15 protein-coding genes are annotated in these 17,788 nt (G+C 66.3%); 10 read left to right on the plus strand and 5 right to left on the minus strand.

The features are described from left to right. Positions 1–109 precede the first annotated feature (109 nt). The gene (locus VSR71_RS34505; RefSeq protein ID WP_342917850.1) at positions 110–703 is read left to right on the plus strand and encodes an MFS transporter; all 594 of its coding nucleotides are present in this window, start codon (positions 110–112) and stop codon (positions 701–703) included. A 216-nt stretch (positions 704–919) separates the two neighbouring features. Here the strand turns inward: VSR71_RS34505 and VSR71_RS34510 are convergent, their stop codons facing one another. Next, positions 920–2,032, minus strand: coding sequence for a tyrosine-type recombinase/integrase (locus VSR71_RS34510; protein WP_342917851.1), 1,113 nt, complete (start codon positions 2,030–2,032; stop codon positions 920–922). Between VSR71_RS34510 and VSR71_RS34515 the strand changes: the two genes are divergently transcribed. Continuing rightward, positions 2,018–6,037 carry a DUF748 domain-containing protein gene (locus VSR71_RS34515; protein WP_342917852.1) on the plus strand — a complete coding sequence of 1,340 codons (4,020 nt, stop codon included), beginning with the start codon at positions 2,018–2,020 and terminating at the stop codon, positions 6,035–6,037. The genes VSR71_RS34510 and VSR71_RS34515 overlap by 15 nt on opposite strands. 93 nt (positions 6,038–6,130) lie before the next feature. Beyond that, positions 6,131–6,325 carry a rubredoxin gene (locus tag VSR71_RS34520; protein ID WP_135703117.1) on the plus strand — a complete coding sequence of 65 codons (195 nt, stop codon included), beginning with the start codon at positions 6,131–6,133 and terminating at the stop codon, positions 6,323–6,325. Between the two features lie 35 nt (positions 6,326–6,360). Here the strand turns inward: VSR71_RS34520 and VSR71_RS34525 are convergent, their stop codons facing one another. Next, positions 6,361–6,522: a hypothetical protein gene (locus VSR71_RS34525; protein WP_342917853.1), complete on the minus strand. Its 162-nt coding sequence runs from the start codon at positions 6,520–6,522 to the stop codon at positions 6,361–6,363. Positions 6,523–6,598: 76 nt separating this feature from the next. After that, positions 6,599–6,778, minus strand: a complete 180-nt coding sequence (locus VSR71_RS34530; protein ID WP_029047537.1) for a hypothetical protein — start codon at positions 6,776–6,778, stop codon at positions 6,599–6,601. Between the two features lie 293 nt (positions 6,779–7,071). Between VSR71_RS34530 and VSR71_RS34535 the strand changes: the two genes are divergently transcribed. The 6 genes from VSR71_RS34535 to VSR71_RS34560 all read left to right on the plus strand — a co-directional run bounded on the left by VSR71_RS34535 (position 7,072) and on the right by VSR71_RS34560 (position 12,792). Next, positions 7,072–7,575: a hypothetical protein gene (locus tag VSR71_RS34535; protein WP_342917854.1), complete on the plus strand. Its 504-nt coding sequence runs from the start codon at positions 7,072–7,074 to the stop codon at positions 7,573–7,575. A gap of 324 nt (positions 7,576–7,899) precedes the next feature. Beyond that, positions 7,900–9,240, plus strand: a complete 1,341-nt coding sequence (locus VSR71_RS34540) for a cytochrome c oxidase subunit II (RefSeq protein WP_342917855.1) — start codon at positions 7,900–7,902, stop codon at positions 9,238–9,240. Between the two features lie 10 nt (positions 9,241–9,250). Beyond that, the gene (gene ctaD / locus VSR71_RS34545) at positions 9,251–11,008 is read left to right on the plus strand and encodes a cytochrome c oxidase subunit I (RefSeq protein ID WP_342917856.1); all 1,758 of its coding nucleotides are present in this window, start codon (positions 9,251–9,253) and stop codon (positions 11,006–11,008) included. After that, the gene (locus tag VSR71_RS34550; protein ID WP_342917857.1) at positions 11,005–11,652 is read left to right on the plus strand and encodes a bb3-type cytochrome oxidase subunit III; all 648 of its coding nucleotides are present in this window, start codon (positions 11,005–11,007) and stop codon (positions 11,650–11,652) included. Before ctaD ends, VSR71_RS34550 begins: the two co-directional genes overlap by 4 nt. 34 nt (positions 11,653–11,686) lie before the next feature. Continuing rightward, positions 11,687–12,388 carry a heme-copper oxidase subunit III family protein gene (locus VSR71_RS34555; RefSeq protein ID WP_342917858.1) on the plus strand — a complete coding sequence of 234 codons (702 nt, stop codon included), beginning with the start codon at positions 11,687–11,689 and terminating at the stop codon, positions 12,386–12,388. Between the two features lie 8 nt (positions 12,389–12,396). Next, positions 12,397–12,792: a cytochrome C oxidase subunit IV family protein gene (locus VSR71_RS34560; RefSeq protein WP_342917859.1), complete on the plus strand. Its 396-nt coding sequence runs from the start codon at positions 12,397–12,399 to the stop codon at positions 12,790–12,792. An 86-nt stretch (positions 12,793–12,878) separates the two neighbouring features. Here the strand turns inward: VSR71_RS34560 and VSR71_RS34565 are convergent, their stop codons facing one another. After that, positions 12,879–14,318 (minus strand): NAD-dependent succinate-semialdehyde dehydrogenase, encoded by a 1,440-nt coding sequence (locus VSR71_RS34565; protein WP_342917860.1) that lies wholly within the window; start codon positions 14,316–14,318, stop codon positions 12,879–12,881. Positions 14,319–14,540: 222 nt separating this feature from the next. Continuing rightward, positions 14,541–15,323: an MHYT domain-containing protein gene (locus VSR71_RS34570; RefSeq protein ID WP_342917861.1), complete on the minus strand. Its 783-nt coding sequence runs from the start codon at positions 15,321–15,323 to the stop codon at positions 14,541–14,543. Positions 15,324–15,679: 356 nt separating this feature from the next. Between VSR71_RS34570 and VSR71_RS34575 the strand changes: the two genes are divergently transcribed. Further along, on the plus strand, positions 15,680–17,131 hold the full coding sequence (locus VSR71_RS34575; RefSeq protein WP_342917862.1) for an MATE family efflux transporter: 1,452 nt from the start codon (positions 15,680–15,682) through the stop codon (positions 17,129–17,131). Positions 17,132–17,788 lie beyond the last annotated feature (657 nt).

Raw genomic sequence — 17,788 nt, forward strand, 5'->3', positions numbered from 1 at the left:
ACGCGCTTGCGCGTGCGGCGATTGCTCAGGTCCAGGCCAAGGTCAGTTTGTTTCATGCGCCCATTGTCGCTGGAAACATTCTTCATGCGTACCCGAAGTCGCATGAGTTTTGAACACCATCCCTAACTGGGTCCGAGCACGGGGCATTTCAATCAGCCAGATGACCGTCATGGGTGCAAGTGCCATGGGCGCAGCGGTATGGGGACAAATCGCTGCGTGGACCAGCGTGCGGCTGAGCTTGGCGTGCGCCGGTGCCCTCGTCTTGATTGCCATTGCATTGGTCAGTCGGATACGGCCCGATGCCGGCACCGTTGAGGATTTCACGCCAAAGCGTATATCGCCGATGCCGGAACTCGAAAGGCCGCCAGTAGCGGGTCATGTGATGGTGACTATCGAATACAGCATTGATGCCTCACGCGCTTCCGAGTTTCGCGCGCTAATGCTGAACGAAGGTCGCTCGAGCCGCCTTCGTCATGGTGCGATTTCGTGGGAATTGCTGCATGACCTGCACGAAGCCGGGCGTTTTGTGGAAATCATTGTCGATCCGTCGTGGAACGATCATCTGCGACGATTGGATCGCATCACCAACAATGATGCAGAACTACGCGATCGCAAACTATCCTTTCATATTGGAAAAGAAGAGCCCCGCATTAGGCACAGCCTCATGGAGTCCACGGTAAAGCTCGGCCGTTTGCGAATGTGATGGTTGATGTATGGCAGAGTTGGCGCCCCGAGACCAGCGCAAAGGTAAGCTTAGCCTGTCCCGCCAGTTTCACAATTCGGCTCCACGGAAGGACCGGAACATCCCCGCACAGCGGCATGAGCGATCCGACTGCGACGTGTCCCGCAGGGTAGCGGCCTCCGGCAACCCACGAGGTTTCAGCATGCACATTGTGATCAGCCGAGAACGAGGCGACGGCTAGTTTTCGCTGGTCCAGCCAATCCGATGCCGCGCCTGCGTCGCCTCGTGCCGCGCATCCTCCTCGCTGTGCAGGTAGCCGCTGGTCGTCGAGATCGACGAATGCCCGAAATTATCCCGCACATAGCGCAGGTCCACTTGCCGATCGGTCATGTGCGAGCCGGCGGTGTGGCGCAGCCAGTGGGCCGAGGCGCTGGCCAGGACATCGGCCTGTGCTTCCCACTCCGGCCCGCGTGCGCGCAGGCGCGCCGCCGCCAGGCCGAACACTTCCTTCAGGATCAGGTGCAGCGCGCCGCGTGACAGGCCCCGTTCACGGTTTTCCTGACCGATCACCGGCAGCAGCAAGGGGCGGGTCTCCTCCGGCTGCGGCGTCGGCGGCAGTCCGTGGGCGCGGCGGTAGCGCGACAGTTCGGCAATCAGCTCGTCGGTGGCCGGCACCAGCCGGGTCTTGTTGCCCTTGCCGGTGACCTCCAGCCACCAGCGCTCGATGCCCTGGGCATCGCGCCGGCAGAAGAAGGCGCCCATGGCGGTGCCGGTGACCTCAGCCGCGCGCAGTCCGCCCAGATAGAGCACGCTCAACAGCCAGCGGCAGCGCGCCGCATGCAGGCGCTCGCGCGCGGTGGCGGTGTCGGTCGCCCCCGGCATCGCCGCGACGGCGTCTTTGACGGCGTCCCACAGCTCATGGCTCAGGTAGCGCGTGATGCGCGGCGGCGTCGGCGCGCGCCGACGCCGCGCGAGCGCCAGCGGATTGCCGGCCAGGTAGCCGGCCTCGGTGAGCCAGGCAAAGAGGGCGTTCAGGATCACCAGCGCGTGGCGCACGCTCGCCGGCGACAGCGGCCCGGCAAACGGCCGCCAGTCGGGGTGGCTGCGGCCAGCGCGGGTGAGGCAGGCACGGTGTGGCGGGTAAGCCGCAGGCTTGCGACGAAACGCTTCGCAAAGGCCGTAAAGATACCAGATCGTCAATTCTGGCGTTGACTGCGCAATTCTGATGTCTTTGCTTTGTCCGAATCCGTTGCCATAATGACGACAAAAAAGTGAAATCCGGGGCACAAAGCAGTGTGTAACGCCGGAGTGCGGGGTCAGATCTTCTGGGACGTCATGGAATTCAAGCAATCCATTCAGGCAGCGGCCGCTACGCCGCGCGGCCGGCTGGCGACCCGCGTTGCCGGCGGCGTGATTGCCGCGCTCGCGGTGTTCGGGCTGGCGGGCTATTTCGGCGGACCGCCGCTGCTCAAATACCTGATCGAAAAGAATGCGACGGAAGCGCTGGGGCGCAAGGTCACGCTGGGCAAGGCCCATGTGCGGCCGTTCGAACTGGCGGCCACGCTGTCTGATCTGACGATCTACGAGCGCGACGGCAAGACGCCTGTGCTGACGCTGGGCGAGGCGGAGGCCAATACTTCGCTGGCTTCGCTGTGGCACCTGGCTCCGGTGGTGGACAACCTGCACGTCGACCGCCTTGCCGTGCGTGTGGCGCGCGGCGCCGACGGCCGCATGAGCTTTGCCGATGTCCAGCAAAAGTTCGCGGCAATGCCGCCCAAGCCGGCCGATGCCAAACCGGCGCGCTTCTCGGTCAACAATATTGCCGTGACCGGCAGCAGCTTCAGCTATGACGACAGGCTGCTCAATACCAGCCTGCGCGTCGACCACCTGACGCTGACGCTGCCGTTCCTGTCCAACCTGCCGCATGATGTCGAGATCGTCACGCGGCCGACGCTGAGCGCGCAGGTCAACGGCACGCCGCTGGCGCTCGACGGCGAGGTGCTGCCCTTCGCCGATTCGCGCCAGACCCGGCTCAACGTCAACCTAGACGGGCTCGACGTGACGCGCTTCATGGCCTTCGCGCCGCCTCTGCGCGATGCCGAGGTCAAGTCCGGCAAGCTCGATACGCGCCTGACGGTGGCGTTCCGCCAGCAGAAGGACACGCAGGAAATTTTGCTGATGGGCACCGCCGCGCTGCGCGATGCGGATATCCGCACGCGCGCGGGCCAGCCGCTGCTGAAAAGCGGCCGGCTGGCGCTGGACATCGCCCGGCTCGAGCCGCTGGCGCACCGGGCCCAGCTGCGCAGCGTGGAAATAGAAGGGCTGGGCGTGCAGGCCGTGCGGCGCGCCGACGGCACGCTGAACCTGGCGACGGCGTTCCTGCCGCAGGCGGCAAGCAAGTCGACCGACGGCGTGGCTCCGGCTCCGGCGCCGGCAGCGTCTGCGCCCGCCGCGCCGCCTTCCGCTTCTTCCGCGCAAGCCGCGCCGGCCGGTCCGGCGCCCAAGGACCAGCCCTGGCGCTATGCGGTCGACCGCATCGTGGTGAAGCAGGCCAACCTCGGGTTTGAGGATGCGCTGGCGCCCTCGGGCCCGGGCAAGCTGGCGCTCGGCCCGCTCGACGCCGAGGTCAAGGGCTTTGCCGGCACCGAAGGGGACAAGCCGGCGCGTATCGACGCCAACCTGACCGTGGCCGACGGGCAGACGCTGCACCATACCGGCGACCTGCTGCTGCGCGACGGCACCCTGGCCGGCACCGTCGAGACCACGGGGCTGCGGCCGCAGGGCTTCGCCGCGTGGTGGCCGCGCGAGCTGCGCAGCCAGTTCGGCGACACCGCGGTCAATGCCGAACTGCACTACCGCATGTCGTGGGCGGCGCCGCAGTTCCAGTTCGTGCTGGAAAAGTCCCGGGTGGAGCTGGCGCCGCTCCATGTCGCCACGCGCGATCCGGTGGTGATGCCGGCCGCGCCCGCCGCTAGCGCCGGCACCGCGAACGCCGCGAATACCGCCAAGGAAGCGGCGACGCAGGCCCCGGCGCGCACCAGCCGTCGTGCGCGCGAACGCGCCGAGGCCGACCGTGCAGGCGCCAACCTGCCGCTGCTGCGCGCCGAGAAGCTGGTACTCGACGATATCCAGCTAGACCTCGCGCGCCAGACCTTCGCGACCAGCCAGGTCACGCTGGCGCAGCCGCAGCTCGCGGCCACGCGCGACCACAGCGGCCAACTGCTCGAAATGGCGCGGCTGTGGGCCACTGAATCGGCCCAGCAGGCTCGCGCCACGCCGCGCAAGGCACCAGCCCCCGCTGCGAATGCCACGAATGCCACGAATTCCGCGAATGGCGCCAATGGCAAGAACGGCAGTGCCGCCGCAGGTGTCTGGCAAGCCCGGATCGGCAAGATCGCCATCGACGGCGGCAGCGCGCGCGTGGCCGACTATCAGCCGGCCGAAGCCAATCGCGGCCGCCCGGTGATCCACCAGTTCCGCAATATCGAGCTCAGCACCGGCGCCATTGCCTGGCCGCTGACGCCGGCGGCGGTGCCGGTGAAGCTGCATGCCGAATCCGGCCGGCGCGGCGTGATCGGCATCGACGGCACCGTCTTGCCCGCCATGCCGGCGAGCCGCCTGCAACTGGACCTGCGCCAGGTGGAAATGGGGCCGCTGCAGCCGTACCTCGCCGACCGCCTCAATGCGGCGCTGCGCAGCGGCACGCTGACGGTCAAGGGCAAGCTCAATGTCGATGCCCCCACCGGCAAGCCGATCGCCGCGCAGTTTGCGGGCAACGTGCTGGCCGGCAACGTGCGCACGGTTGACCGCGTCAGCGGCGAAGATTTCCTGCGCTGGCGCTCGCTTGCGTTGTCGGGCATCGACTTCGCGATGGACGAGGGCAAGGGGCCGATGCGCGTCAGCCTCGGCAATATCGCGCTGTCCGATTTTTATGCGCGCGTGATCCTGAACGCCAACGGCCGCCTGAACCTGCAGGATGTGCTGGCCGGCGGCGCGGCCAAGGGCGAGGCCGCGCCGTCCACCAGCCTGACGCAGGCCAACCCGGCCTCGGCGCCGGCAACGCCGCCGGTGCAGGCCGGCGACAAGCGCACCGCGCAGGTCGAGCAGAAGCCGGGCGGACCCAAGCCGCAGATCCGCATCGGCGGCGTGTCGGTGAGCCAGGGCAACATCAATTTCTCGGATTTCTTCGTCAAGCCGAACTACACCGCCAACCTCACCGGCATGAAGGGCTCGGTGTCCAAGGTGTCGTCGGGCGATCCGGCGCCTGCCGACCTGGTGCTCGACGGCCGCATCGACGACGACGCGCCGGTCACCATCAGCGGCAAGATCAACCCGCTGGGCGAGCAGCTGTTCCTGGACATCGCCGCCAAGGCTTCGGGGGTCGAGCTGACGCGGCTGACGCCGTACGCGGCCAAGTACGCCGGCTACCCGATCACCAAGGGCAAGCTGACCGTCGACGTCGCCTACAAGATCGAGAACGGCAAGCTGGATGCGAGCAACCACCTGTTCCTCGACCAGCTCACCTTCGGCGAGCGCGTCGACAGCCCGGACGCGACCAAGCTGCCGGTGCTGCTGGCGGTGTCGCTGCTGAAGGACCGGAATGGCGTGATCGATGTGAACCTGCCCGTGTCGGGCTCGCTGTCGGACCCCGAGTTCAGCATCGGCGGCGTGATCGTGCGCGTGATCGTCAACCTGCTGACCAAGGCGATCACGTCGCCGTTCTCGCTGATCGCCTCGGCCTTCGGCGGCGGCGGCGGAGAAGAACTCGGTTATGTCGAATTCGCGCCCGGCACGTCGACGCTGACGCCGGCGGCGAAGGAAAAGATCGGCAAGCTCGGCCAGGCGCTCAATGACCGGCCTTCGCTGCGGCTGGAAATCAGCGGACGCATCGACCCGGCGACCGATGAGGCCGGCGCGCGCCGCGCGTGGCTGGATGCGCGCGTGGCCGAACAGAAGCGGCGCGACCTGCGTAACAACGCGCAGGCCGGCACCGAGGCCGGCGATGACGAGTCGGGCGAGCAGGGTGCCGAAATCAAGGTATCGAAGCAGGAATACCCGAAGTACCTGGAAGAGGTCTACAAGCGCGCCTCGATGAAGAAGCCGCGCAATTTCGTCGGCTTTGCCAAGTCGTTGCCGCCCGAGGAAATGGAGAAGCTGCTGATGGCCAACGCCACGGTCTCCGAGTCCGACCTGAGGCGTCTCGCCGAGCAGCGCGCCCTGGTGGTCAAGCAGTCGCTGGAGCGCGAGGGGAAGGTGCCCGAGAGCCGGCTGTTCCTGACCGCGCCCAAGCTCACGGCCGAGGGCATCAAGGACAAGGGGGCGCCAAACCGGGTGGATTTCTCGATCCGGCAATAGCCGGGGCGACCGGCGGCGCCGTCACGGCACCGCCGGCAAAAGACGGTATGATTCGGCCCGGACAATCTGTCATGACCGAATCTGGAGAATGTTTTGCAGGATCAACTTGAAGCGGCCGTTGCCTACAAGACCTGGGTGTGCGTGATCTGCGGCTGGGTCTACGACGAGGAGCAAGGCTGGCCCGAAGACGGCATCGCTCCCGGCACGCGCTGGGAAGACATCCCTGACGACTGGCGCTGCCCGGAATGCGACGTCGGCAAGGGCGAATTCGCGATGATCGAACTGTAATGCAAAGGGCGCTTTGCAGCGCCGTCATGCCCTGACTAGCCATGCCGCCGCAATGGCGGCCGGCACAAGGTGCGTTGCGGATGCGCGGTGCAACGCCGGTAGCGCATCCGATACGGGTGAACGCAGCGCCACAGGGCCCGCAACACGGTAACAAGCAGCAGCGCCGCCATGATGGCGGCAAGCAGGCCGATCGACATGGTGGCCTCCCCCTTCGTGGATCGTGCGGATCGCGTCGATCGTGCGGAGCGTGCGAGCCCGGCCTCCCGGACCCGCTCAGATCAGCATCGGCAGGGCTTCCAGCACCAGCACCGCGACCAGCGCGCCGATCAGTGCCCCCATGGTCCGGCAACTGATACGCAGGTACTTGGCGGTCACCGGTATCGAACCCATGGCGATCACGCCCACCAGCGCCATCGGAATCAGGAATACAAGATCATGCGCGGTGAAGTGCATGGCGGTCTCCTGTCTCTCTCTTTTGTGATTCCAGTATAGGCAGTGTGTGCCGTGCGCAAGGCAGCGCGCATCGGGATTGTCCCGTAGGGCGCACAGCAGGCGGGGGCCACAGGTATCGCCAGCGGCACTCCTGCGCAGCTGGCGTTGCGCCACGCACGCAGCAGAGGTGTTTTTCGCGATGCCGGCGGCCTCATGGGAAGCGCGTGTCCTATGCTGATCAGAGACGCGGGGCCCGATCCCATCCATGTCGAACGTCCCGCCGATTCGAGAGAGAGAGAGAGACGGAGGTGGCTATGGAACTTCACATGCGATCGCACCATTACGTGCGGCGCCTGCCGGACTGGACCGCGGCAGCGGTATCGGGGCTGGTCGCGGGCGCGCTGCTGCTGGTGCTGGAACTGTTCTGGTCGTCGATGGTGTCGGGCGTCAATCCGTGGGTGGCCACACGCATGATCGCGGCGATCGTGATGGGCCCGGACGAGCTGCAGACGTCGCTGTTCACCGTCGGCACGGCGGCCGCGGCACTGGCGATCCACTTCGTGCTGGGCGCGGTGCTCGGCATGATCCTGGCGGCGATCATCGCGCCGTTCACGCTGGACTCGAGCCTCGGCATGGCGATGCTGGCGGGGGCCGTGTTCGGGCTGGTCGTCTACTTGTTCAATTTCTATGTGATGACGCGCGCGTTCCCGTGGTTTGTCGAGGTGCGTGGCTGGCATACGTTCATCGGCCACCTGATCTTCGGCATGACCGCGGCGGCGTGCTACTGGAAGCTGGAAAGCAAGGACGTATCGCACTGAGACGCTGCACTGAGATGCTGCACTGAGCCGCAGCGCTCGGCGGCCGAATCGAGACTTTTTAACCCGGGGATCGTGCCCGAACGGCACGGCAAGACGCATGCACGTTTCCAGCGCGCTTTGGCCATTACACGGGTCCGCGCGCGACCATGGCGGTGGTATGGAACCAAGGGTTCCTGCCGCCGCTTTTTCTCGTCGGATCGTTTGTGCATGGCGGCACGCATTCGCCCGCCATGTCGCCTTGCAGTGACCTGACGGCATGCACTAGTCTTATCTAACCCTGCGTGACTTCCGCATCCCTCGCCGCGCGCGAGGAGGAGGGTGGTTATGGCGTTGGCCATTGCACTCGTCGTGATCGTCGTCGCTTCGGTGCTCTTCCATTTCCTGAGCCCGTGGTGGGCGACCCCGCTGGCGTCCAACTGGAAGCAGATGGACGACACGCTGACCATTACCCTCGTCATCACCGGGATATTCTTCGTCGTCATCAACCTGTTCGTCGGCTATATCGTCTGGCGCTACCGGCACAATGCGCCGCATCCCAATGGCGGCACCGGCCACCGCGCTGCTTACGAGCCCGAAAACCGCAAGCTCGAGTGGTGGCTGATCGGCGGCACTACCCTTGGCGTGGTGGCGTTGCTGGCGCCCGGTCTGTTCGTCTACGCCGACTACGTGCGCCCGCCGCGCGAGGCGATGGTGCTGGAGGTGGTTGGCCAGCAGTGGTCGTGGGCATTCCGCTTTCCCGGCAAGAGCGGCGAACTGGGAGCCTCCGACCCGCGCTTCATCACCGGTTCCAATCCGCTGGGCCTTGACCCGGACGACCCGCGCGGACAGGACAACGTCGTCATCGTTGGGCCCGAGGTACACCTGCCGCTGAACAAGCCGGTGAAAGTGCTGCTGCGTTCCAAGGACGTGCTGCATGACTTCTACGTGCCGCAGTTCCGTGCGCGCATGAACATGGTGCCTGGCATGGTGACGTCGTTCTGGTTCACTCCGACGCAAACGGGACGCTTTGAGATCCTGTGCGCGCAGCTGTGCGGCGTGGGGCACTACAACATGCGCGGCATCGTGGTGGTGGAAGAACCCGCCGCGTACGAAGCCTGGCTGGCGAAGCAGCAGACCTTTGCCATGGCGCTGGCGAAGGCGGCAGCCCCGCCGGCGGCCATGGCCGCCGCAGCGCCGGGCGCCGCCGGCGACGCCGGCATGGTGGAAAAGGGCCGCGCGCTGGCGCAAAGCAAGGGCTGCACCGCGTGCCACAGCATCGACGGCAATCCCAGCGTGGGCCCGACCTGGAAGGGCCTGTACGGCAAGACCGAATCCTTTGCCGACGGCAGCAGCGCGGCGGTCGACGACGCCTTCCTGCACAAGGAGATCACAGACCCGCACGCGCGCCTGGTAAAGGGCTTCGGCCCGGTGATGCCCAAGCTGCCGATGAGCGAGGACGAGACCGCTGCGCTGATCGCCTACATCAAGTCGGCAGGGACCACCGGTGCCCCTGCACCGGAGACCGCCGCGCCGGGCGCGCCCGCTGCCGCCACCAGCGCCGCCACGACCGCAGCGGCCGGCACGGCCGCGCCCGCGCCAGCCCCTGGCGCTGCCTCAGGCACCTATACGACCTCGACCGCGGTGGCCGTGCCGCCTGGCGCGGCGCCCGCGCCGCCACGCAAGTGAGGAGACCCGAATGGCTTACGCCGACGATGCCGCCCATCACGCGCCGCAGAGCTTCTGGACCCGCTACGTCTGGAGCCAGGACCACAAAGTGATCGCCGTGCAGTACACCATCGTGGCGATCGTGGTGGGGCTGGTGGGCGTGGCATTGTCCAACCTGATGCGGATGCAGCTGGGTTTCCCGGGGCGCTTCGAGTTTATCGACGTCAACCGCTATTACCAGTTCGTCACCATGCACGGCATGATCATGGTGATCTACCTGCTGACCGCGCTGTTCCTGGGCGGTTTCGGCAACTACCTGATCCCGCTGATGGTGGGGGCACGCGACATGGTGTTCCCCTTCCTCAACATGCTCAGTTTCTGGGTCTACCTGCTGTCGGTGATCGTGCTGCTGGCCAGCTTCTTCGTGCCGGGCGGGCCCACCGGCGCGGGCTGGACGCTGTACCCGCCACAGGCGATCCTGCCCGGCACGCCGGGGCATGACTGGGGCATCATCCTGATGCTGGTGTCGCTGGCGATCTTTATCGTCGCGGCGACGATGGGCGGCCTGAACTACGTCACCACCGTGCTGCAGGCACGCACCGAGGGCATGACGCTGCTGCGCATGCCGCTGTCGGTGTGGGGCATCTTCATGGCCACCATCCTGGCGCTGCTGGCGTTTCCGGCGTTGTTCGTGTCGGCGGTGATGATGCTGCTGGACAAGACCCTGGGCACCAGCTTCTTCATGCCCGCGATGGTGTCGATGGGCCAGCAGCTCAACTACAAGGGCGGCAGCCCGCTGCTGTTCCAGCACCTGTTCTGGTTCTTCGGGCACCCCGAGGTCTATATCGTCGCGCTGCCGGCCTTCGGCATCGTTTCCGACCTGGTCAGCGTGCATGCGCGCAAGAGCATCTTCGGCTATCGCACCATGGTGTGGGCGATCCTGGCGATCGGCGTGCTGTCGGTGGTGGTATGGGCGCACCATATGTTCGTCAGCGGCATGAACCCGTACTTCGGCTTCTTCTTTGCCACCACCACGCTGATCATCGCCGTGCCCACGGCGATCAAGGTCTACAACTGGGTCATCACGCTATGGCGCGGCGACATCCATTTTTCGGTGCCGATGCTGTTCGCGATCGCGTTTATCAGCACCTTTGTCATCGGCGGGCTGACCGGGCTGTTCCTGGGCAATGTCAGCGTGGATATCCCGCTGTCGAACACATATTTCGTGGTGGCCCACTTCCACATGGTGATGGGCGTGTCGCCGATCCTGGTGGTGTTCGGCGGCATCTACCACTGGTATCCCAAGGTGACGGGCCGCATGCTCAACGACACCATGGGCCGCGTGCATTTCTGGATCACCTTCATCGGCACCTACGCCATCTTCTTCCCGATGCACTATCTCGGCGTGCTGGGCATGCCGCGGCGCTACTACGCGTGGGAGAACTACGCCTTCATCCCCGAATCCGCGCATGTGATGAACATGTATATCTCGGTGGCGGCCTTCGTGGTCGCCACGGCACAGCTGCTCTTTGTCTATAACCTGGTGTGGAGCCTGCGCCGTGGCCAGAAGACCGACGGCAACCCGTGGCGCGCGGCCTCGCTGGAGTGGCAGACGCCGCAGACGCCACCGGTGCACGGCAACTGGGGCCCGCACCTGCCGGTGGTGTACCGCTGGGCCTATGCCTACAGCGTGCCGGGCGCGCCGGAAGACTTCATCGCGCAGAACGCGCCGCCCGAAGCGGGCGGGTCGGAGCCTGAACCCCACGCCAGCCGCGGAGCCGTAGCATGAACGCCGACGCCGTCTACAAGGTCAGCCGCGACGATTTCGGCGGCAATCCCTCCGGCGAGAATGCGGCGCACCGCCACCCGCAGCGGCGGTCGCCGGCAAGCATCGGCCTGTGGGTGTTCATGGGCGTGGTCACGTCGCTGTTTGCGCTGTTCCTGACCGCTTATGCCCTGCGCATGGACAGCCCGGACTGGCACCGCATCGCGCTGCCGTGGCAGGTGTGGGTGTCCACGGCACTGCTGGCCGCCGGCAGCGTGGCGATGGAAGTGGCGTCGCGCGCGGCGCGCCGCGGCCGCATGGGCGTGGCGCGGCTGGCGCTGCGGCTGGGCGGCCTCTGCGCGGCCGCCTTCGTGGTTTCGCAGCTGTGGGCATGGCAGGCGCTGGGCGCGATGCAGGTCATGCCGGCGGGCAATCCGGCAGGCAGCTTCTTCTACCTGCTGACGGCGATGCACGGCCTGCACGTGCTGGGCGGCCTTGTGGGCTGGGGCTTCGCGGTCGCCGCGCGCGGCAGTGGCGAAAGGGCCGTGCTGCGCATGCGGCTGTGCGCGCGCTACTGGCATTTCCTGCTGGCGGTATGGGTGGTGCTGCTGGCGGCGCTGGGCTGGCTCACGCCCGAGCTGGTGCGCTATCTCTGCGGCACGGCCTAGGGCTGGCACGCACGCGGAAGAGGAGGAGAGCGGCATGTCAACGCAACTGTCTTCACCATCGGCCACGCCGCCCGCGGCCCCGCCACCAGGCGGCATGCGCGGCCTGCTGGCGGACTGGTCGTCGGACCAGCAGGCCTTCAAGGTGTCGTGGGGCAAGACCATGATGTGGATCTTCCTGCTATCCGATACCTTTGTCTTCAGCTGCTTCCTGACCGGCTACATGTCGGTGCGCATGGCGACCACGGTGCCGTGGCCGAATCCCAGCGAGGTGTTCGCGCTGCACGTAGGCGGCGCCGATATCCCGCTGCTGCTGATCGCCATCATGACCTTCGTGCTGATAACCAGCAGCGGCACCATGGCGATGGCGGTCAACTTTGCCTACCGGCGCGCGCGCCGGGAATGCGCGCTGCTGATGCTGGTGACGGCGCTGTTCGGCATGCTGTTCGTCGGCATGCAGGCTTTCGAATGGACCAAGCTGATCGTCGAAGAAGGCGTGCGGCCGTGGAGCAACCCGATGGGCGCGGCGCAGTTCGGCTCGACGTTCTTCATGATCACCGGCTTCCACGGGCTGCATGTGTCGTGCGGCGTGGTCTACCTGCTGGTGGTGGCGTCGCGCGTGCTGCGCGGGCGTTACGAAGCCACGGGCAATTACCAGATCGTCGAGATCGCCGGCCTGTACTGGCACTTCGTTGACCTGGTCTGGGTGTTTATCTTTGCGTTCTTCTATCTCTGGTGAGGGCGGCCATGGCATCGTCTCCCACGTCTCCCGCTACCCCCGCAACCCCGTCCGGGCCAACGCAGCCGACCGGGCACGAGCAAGGCCATGCGGGCGCCCATAGCGGCCAGCAGCATCCCATCGGGCTGTACCTGAAGATCTGGGCGCTGCTGTTCATGCTGTCGACGCTGTCCTACCTGGTCGACTATTTCCATGTCACCGGCTATCTGCGCTGGACGCTGATCCTGGTGTTCATGTTCCTGAAGGCGGGGCTCATCGTGGCGGTGTTCATGCACATGGCATGGGAACGCATGGCGCTGATCTGCGCCATCCTGGTCCCGCCGCTGTGCCTGCTGGTGCTGGTCTGGCTGATGGCGGAAGAAGCGAACTATACGTTCCTGACGCGCGGCATCTTCTTCCGCTGACGGGGAGGGCGCCGCCGGCTCCGGGAGGAAGCCGGCGGCAGGCCGCCTCAATGGCTGTTGCTGTCGAACTGTTGCTGCGTCCGGCTTCAGACCTGGGTGATGAACTTGGTCACCAGGTAGCCGTCGAACGTCTCCAGGCCACCCTCGCTGCCGATGCCCGAGTCCTTGATGCCGCCGAACGGCGTCTCGGCCAGCGCCATGCCGAAGTGGTTGATGTTGACCATGCCCGCTTCCAGCCCGTTGGAAACTTCAGTCGCGGTCTTCAGCGAATTGGTGAACACATACGAGGCCAGGCCGAAGGGCAGGCTGTTCGCGCGGCGCAGCACCTCGGCGGTGTCCTTGAAGCGCGTGACCGGTGCCACCGGGCCGAACGGCTCGTCGGTCATCAGGCGCGAGTCGTCGGGCAGGTCGGTCACCACGGTCGGCGCGAAGAAATAGCCCTTGTCGTTGCCGAGGGCGCTGATGCGCGAGCCGCCGGCCACCACCTTGCCGCCGCGCTGGCTGGCATCATCCAGGAACTGCTCCATCGACAGCACGCGGCGCTCATGCGCCAGCGGGCCCATCTGGGTGCCGTCGTCCAGGCCGTTGCCGACCTTGATCGAGCCGATCACCTCGGTGAAGCGCGCCAGGAACTTGTCGTAGGCTTTCTCCTGGACGTAGAAGCGCGTCGGCGACACGCACACCTGGCCGGCGTTGCGCAGCTTGAAGCGCGCCAGCATCTCGGCGGCGGGCTCGATGTCGGCGTCGTCGAACACCAGCACCGGCGAATGCCCGCCCAGCTCCATCGTCACGCGCTTCATGTGCGCGCCTGCCAGCGCTGCCAGCTGCTTGCCCACCGGCACCGAGCCGGTGAACGAGATCTTGCGCACGATCGGCGATTCGATCAGGTAGGTCGATACTTCGCTGGGCACGCCCCAGACGATGTTCAGCACGCCCGGCGGCAGGCCGGCGTCATGGAACAGCTGGGCCAGCGCCACCACCGCGCTGGGCGAGTCCTCCGGACCCTTCAGGATCAGCGTGCAGCCTGCGCCCACTGCGGCGACGATCTTGCGGATCGCCTGGTTGAACGGGAAGTTCCACGGCGTGAATGCGGCGCAGACCCCGATCGGCTCGCGCACCACGATCTGCCGGACATTGGGCTGGCGCGGCGGAATCACGCGGCCGTAGATGCGGCGGCACTCCTCGGCGTGCCAGTCGGCATGCTCGGCGCAGACCATGATTTCGCCGATGGCTTCGGCCAGCGGCTTGCCCTGGTCCAGCGTGATATTGCGGCCGATCTCCTTCGCGCGCTCGCGGGCCAGTTCGCCCACGCGGCGCAGGATCTTGCCGCGCTCCAGCGGCGAGGACTTCTTCCACGTCTCGAACGCGCGCTGCGCAGCGGCGAGCGCGCGGTCCAGGTCGGCGCGGGTCGCGTGCGGCAGCTTGCCCAGCACTTCCTCGGTGGCCGGATTGATGACGTCCTGCTCGCGCCTGTCGCCTCCCTTGATGAATTCACCGTCGATATAGAGGGCGAGATCCTGGTACATGCGTGTTCTCCTTGGTGGCGTTCGATGGGCGAAGGGCAAGGCCGCGGCGGCGGGCAACCCCGCGGCAGCGGCCGTCAGTGAAAACGCAAGCTTACCGCGACTGCGGCGATCATGCAGTGGACGCTGCGCCCCGGGGCGGGCGCAGCAGGGAGGAAAGTGCGGCACCCGTCCCCCGCCGGCGGGCAGGAGGATGCGGGCCGGAACGGGCTGCGCGCGCGGCGCTCAGGCCAGGTCGCGCGGCCGGGCGGCCGTGGGGGCGCCGGTGCGGGTGGCTTCCACCACCAGGATCACCAGCAGCGTGATCAGCGTCAGGCCGAACACGGCATAGCCGATGCTGTCGCCCTCGATGGCAAACAGGCTGGGCGCATAGGTGGGGCTGGTGCAGATCATGGTGCCGGCGGACATGCCGGTGTAGTGCATGCCGCAGACCGCCACGCCCATCACCACCGCCGCGGCCAGCTGCTTGCCGCGCGTCTTCACCGTGGTGGCCAGCCACAGCGCCACCACTGACACCACGATGGCAATCACCGCCGACAGTGCGATCACGCCGAGGTCCCAGTCAAAGCGCGTATTGGAGCGGATCGCCGCCATGCCGGTGTAGTGCATCGCCACCACGCCCAGCCCGGTCAGCACGCCGCCCTTCACCACATTGTCGGTGCGGCCGCCGCGCGGGCGCGAGGCCAGCGCCAGGCCGGCGCCGACCAGCACCATGACCGCGGCCAGCGAAGCCAGCGTCATGAACAGCCCGAACTCGCGGTGCGTCGGCGTCTGGTACGCGACCATGCCGATAAAATGCATCGACCAGACCGCACCGCCGCCCAGCGCCACGCTGGCGCAAAGCAGCCGGTCAACATCCAGCCGTCCGTCGGGCAGCCGTATGCGCCGCGACCAGCGCAACCCCACGTAGGCACCGCAAACCGAGATCAGGAACGACAGGGCCACCATGGGCCAGTCATAGGCGAACGGCACCACGGTGCCGGGAACGGGCTGGAAACCGACAAACATGACCCTACCTCCTCGAAGGTACCGCGACTGAGAGCGCGCGCGTACGCCGGTACGCGGCGTTTGCTGCCGGACTGACTTGCGGGAGAGAAGACTGCCGGCGGCGCACGCTGCCTCTGTGGGCCGATCCGTGACGCGCCAGCGAGGCGCACCGCCTGCGCAAGGCGCTGCCCCGCGCCGAGTATGCCGCTGGCGACCGTCGCACCGGAATAACTCATTCAGGTATAAATGCAGGGCCGCGCCGCGCGGCATGCGCTTGTGACGCCTGCTTCGCGGCGATAGACTGCCCGGATTGCCAGCCTACCCTATCGCGGGTGCCCGTGCGCAGCGCATGCTGCTGCCGCACCGCGCCAGACCTCATGAAGCCAGACGCCAGACTGACCACAGGCCCGATCGGCCGCACGCTGCTGCTGTTCTCGCTGCCGGTGCTCGGCAGCAATATCCTGCAATCGCTGAATGCCTCGATCAACTCGGTCTGGGTCGGGCGTTTCCTCGGCGAAGCCGCGCTGACGGCAACCTCCAACGCCAACATCATCCTGTTCTTCCTGCTGGGCGTGGTGTTCGGCATCAGCATGGCCAACACCATCATGATCGGCCAGGCCGTGGGCGCGCGCGACCTGGACGAGGCGCGGCGCGTGGTCGGGACCAGCACCACGTTCTTCGTGGCGCTGTCGGTGCTGGCGTCGGTGCTCGGCTTTGTCTATACGCCCGACATTCTGGCGGCGATGCATACGCCGGAGGATGCCGCGCCGCTCGCGGTGAGCTATCTGCGCATCATCTTCCTGGCGCTGCCGTTCATGTACTTCTACAACTTCGTGATGATGACGCTGCGCGGCGCGGGCGATTCGCGTACGCCGTTCTGGTTCATGTTGTTGTCGGTGGTGCTGGACGTGGCGCTTAACCCGGTGCTGATCTTCGGTGTCGGGCCGCTGCCGGCGATGGGGATTGCCGGTTCCGCGCTGGCAACGCTGATTGCGCAACTGGTCAGCCTAGCTGCGATGATGGTGCTGCTCTACCGGCGTCGCCATTTCCTGCTGCTGCACCGCGGCCAGCTTGCGCTGCTGCGCCCGGATCCGGCGATCCTGCGTGCGCTGGTGATGAAGGGACTGCCGATGGGTCTGCAGATGGTGGTGATCTCGTCGTCCGCGATCGTGATGATGGCGCTGGTCAATGCTTATGGGTCGCAGACGACGGCGGCCTACGGGGTGGCGTCGCAGCTATGGACGTATGTGCAGATGCCGGCGTTGGCCGTGGGCGCCAGCGTGTCATCCATGGTCGCGCAGAACGTCGGGGCCGGGTTGTGGCAGCGGGTGTCGCGTATCACGCGCGTGGGGCTGCTCTTCAATGTGGCCATGACGGGGGCGCTGGTCGGGCTGATCTATTTGTTCAACCGGCATTCGCTCGGCATCTTTCTCGGCGACGACAGCGTTGCGATCGGCATCGCCCAGCATATCAATGTGGTGGTGCTGTGGTCGTTCATTCTGTTTGGCTTCACGATCGTGATCTTTGGTACGGTGCGCGCTACGGGCGCGGTGATGGCGCCGCTGATGATCCTGTTCTTGTCGATGTGGGTGATCAGGTTGCCGTTTGCCTGGCTGCTTGGCGAGCGTATCGGCGCGGATGCGATCTGGTGGAGCTTTCCTGTGGGCTCGGTAGTGTCGTTGGTACTGGCGGTGGGGTATTACCAATCGGGGGGCTGGCGGCGTAGTCATATTCTTCCGGCTGGCGGGCATCCTGGGGAGGCGGTGGGGCAAGCGCCGGATACGAGTATGGGGACGCCTTGCGAGGATGTTGTTGAGCAGGTTCGGTGAGGTTTTATGCTTTGCTGCGGCTTGGGATCTGGCGGATATTTGATATGCCCGGTTCCGCCCTGAAGGGCGGGTAACTCTTTGTCCGAGCGACAAAAAGTCACCAAAAAGCGCGTTTACGGCCCTGCGGGCGGCCACTTTTATCGTAGTGGGCGGAGGCTTTCGTACGGGGCTCTGCTTCGTTGCAGGGCGGGACTGCCTGACGCCTTGGTGCGCCACGGTGTTCTGCGTTGACGCGATGTTTGAACGAGCCCGGAGCTGTGGGTGGTCCCTGCTGCTGGTGGCATGGTAGGAACGCCTTCGGCTGCGCTGCGCGCGGGTCCTGGGTGGTCTGCTTAGCTTGGTGCTGTGGCTATTGTTGATGAAGGTTTGTGGCCGGCCTGAGCGAATTGGGCGGCTCCGCTTCGTGGAGGCTCCGGCCCTCTCCCCCGGCCCCTCTCCCGCATGCGGGAGAGGGGAGCGAACAGGCGGTCGGCGGCAGACTCCTGGCTCATCGGCGGCGATAGCGCCAAGCGAGCGCAGCGACGCGTTCCGGGACCTGTCAGAAATTTTGTGTTTAGGGCATAACATGTCGATAAGGAGCATGTATGCCACGCAAGACGAAGACGAGCCAAGCCGCAGACCGTGAGCTGCCGGCCATTCCAGAGGATCTGATCGCCC

Origin of the sequence: Cupriavidus oxalaticus (assembly GCF_038900635.1) — a bacterium.
GTDB classification, from domain to species: domain Bacteria; phylum Pseudomonadota; class Gammaproteobacteria; order Burkholderiales; family Burkholderiaceae; genus Cupriavidus; species Cupriavidus oxalaticus_B.

Bases quoted from the DNA above. Each gene is read 5' to 3' on its own strand.
- VSR71_RS34515 (WP_342917852.1), top strand. From the start codon at position 2,018: ATGGAATTCAAGCAATCCATTCAGGCAGCGGCCGCTACGCCGCGCGGC.
- VSR71_RS34525 (WP_342917853.1), bottom strand. From the start codon at position 6,522: ATGTCGATCGGCCTGCTTGCCGCCATCATGGCGGCGCTGCTGCTTGTT.
- VSR71_RS34530 (WP_029047537.1), bottom strand. From the start codon at position 6,778: ATGCACTTCACCGCGCATGATCTTGTATTCCTGATTCCGATGGCGCTG.
- VSR71_RS34535 (WP_342917854.1), top strand. From the start codon at position 7,072: ATGGAACTTCACATGCGATCGCACCATTACGTGCGGCGCCTGCCGGAC.
- VSR71_RS34540 (WP_342917855.1), top strand. From the start codon at position 7,900: ATGGCGTTGGCCATTGCACTCGTCGTGATCGTCGTCGCTTCGGTGCTC.
- ctaD (WP_342917856.1), top strand. From the start codon at position 9,251: ATGGCTTACGCCGACGATGCCGCCCATCACGCGCCGCAGAGCTTCTGG.
- VSR71_RS34550 (WP_342917857.1), top strand. From the start codon at position 11,005: ATGAACGCCGACGCCGTCTACAAGGTCAGCCGCGACGATTTCGGCGGC.
- VSR71_RS34555 (WP_342917858.1), top strand. From the start codon at position 11,687: ATGTCAACGCAACTGTCTTCACCATCGGCCACGCCGCCCGCGGCCCCG.
- VSR71_RS34560 (WP_342917859.1), top strand. From the start codon at position 12,397: ATGGCATCGTCTCCCACGTCTCCCGCTACCCCCGCAACCCCGTCCGGG.
- VSR71_RS34565 (WP_342917860.1), bottom strand. From the start codon at position 14,318: ATGTACCAGGATCTCGCCCTCTATATCGACGGTGAATTCATCAAGGGA.
- VSR71_RS34570 (WP_342917861.1), bottom strand. From the start codon at position 15,323: ATGTTTGTCGGTTTCCAGCCCGTTCCCGGCACCGTGGTGCCGTTCGCC.
- VSR71_RS34575 (WP_342917862.1), top strand. From the start codon at position 15,680: ATGAAGCCAGACGCCAGACTGACCACAGGCCCGATCGGCCGCACGCTG.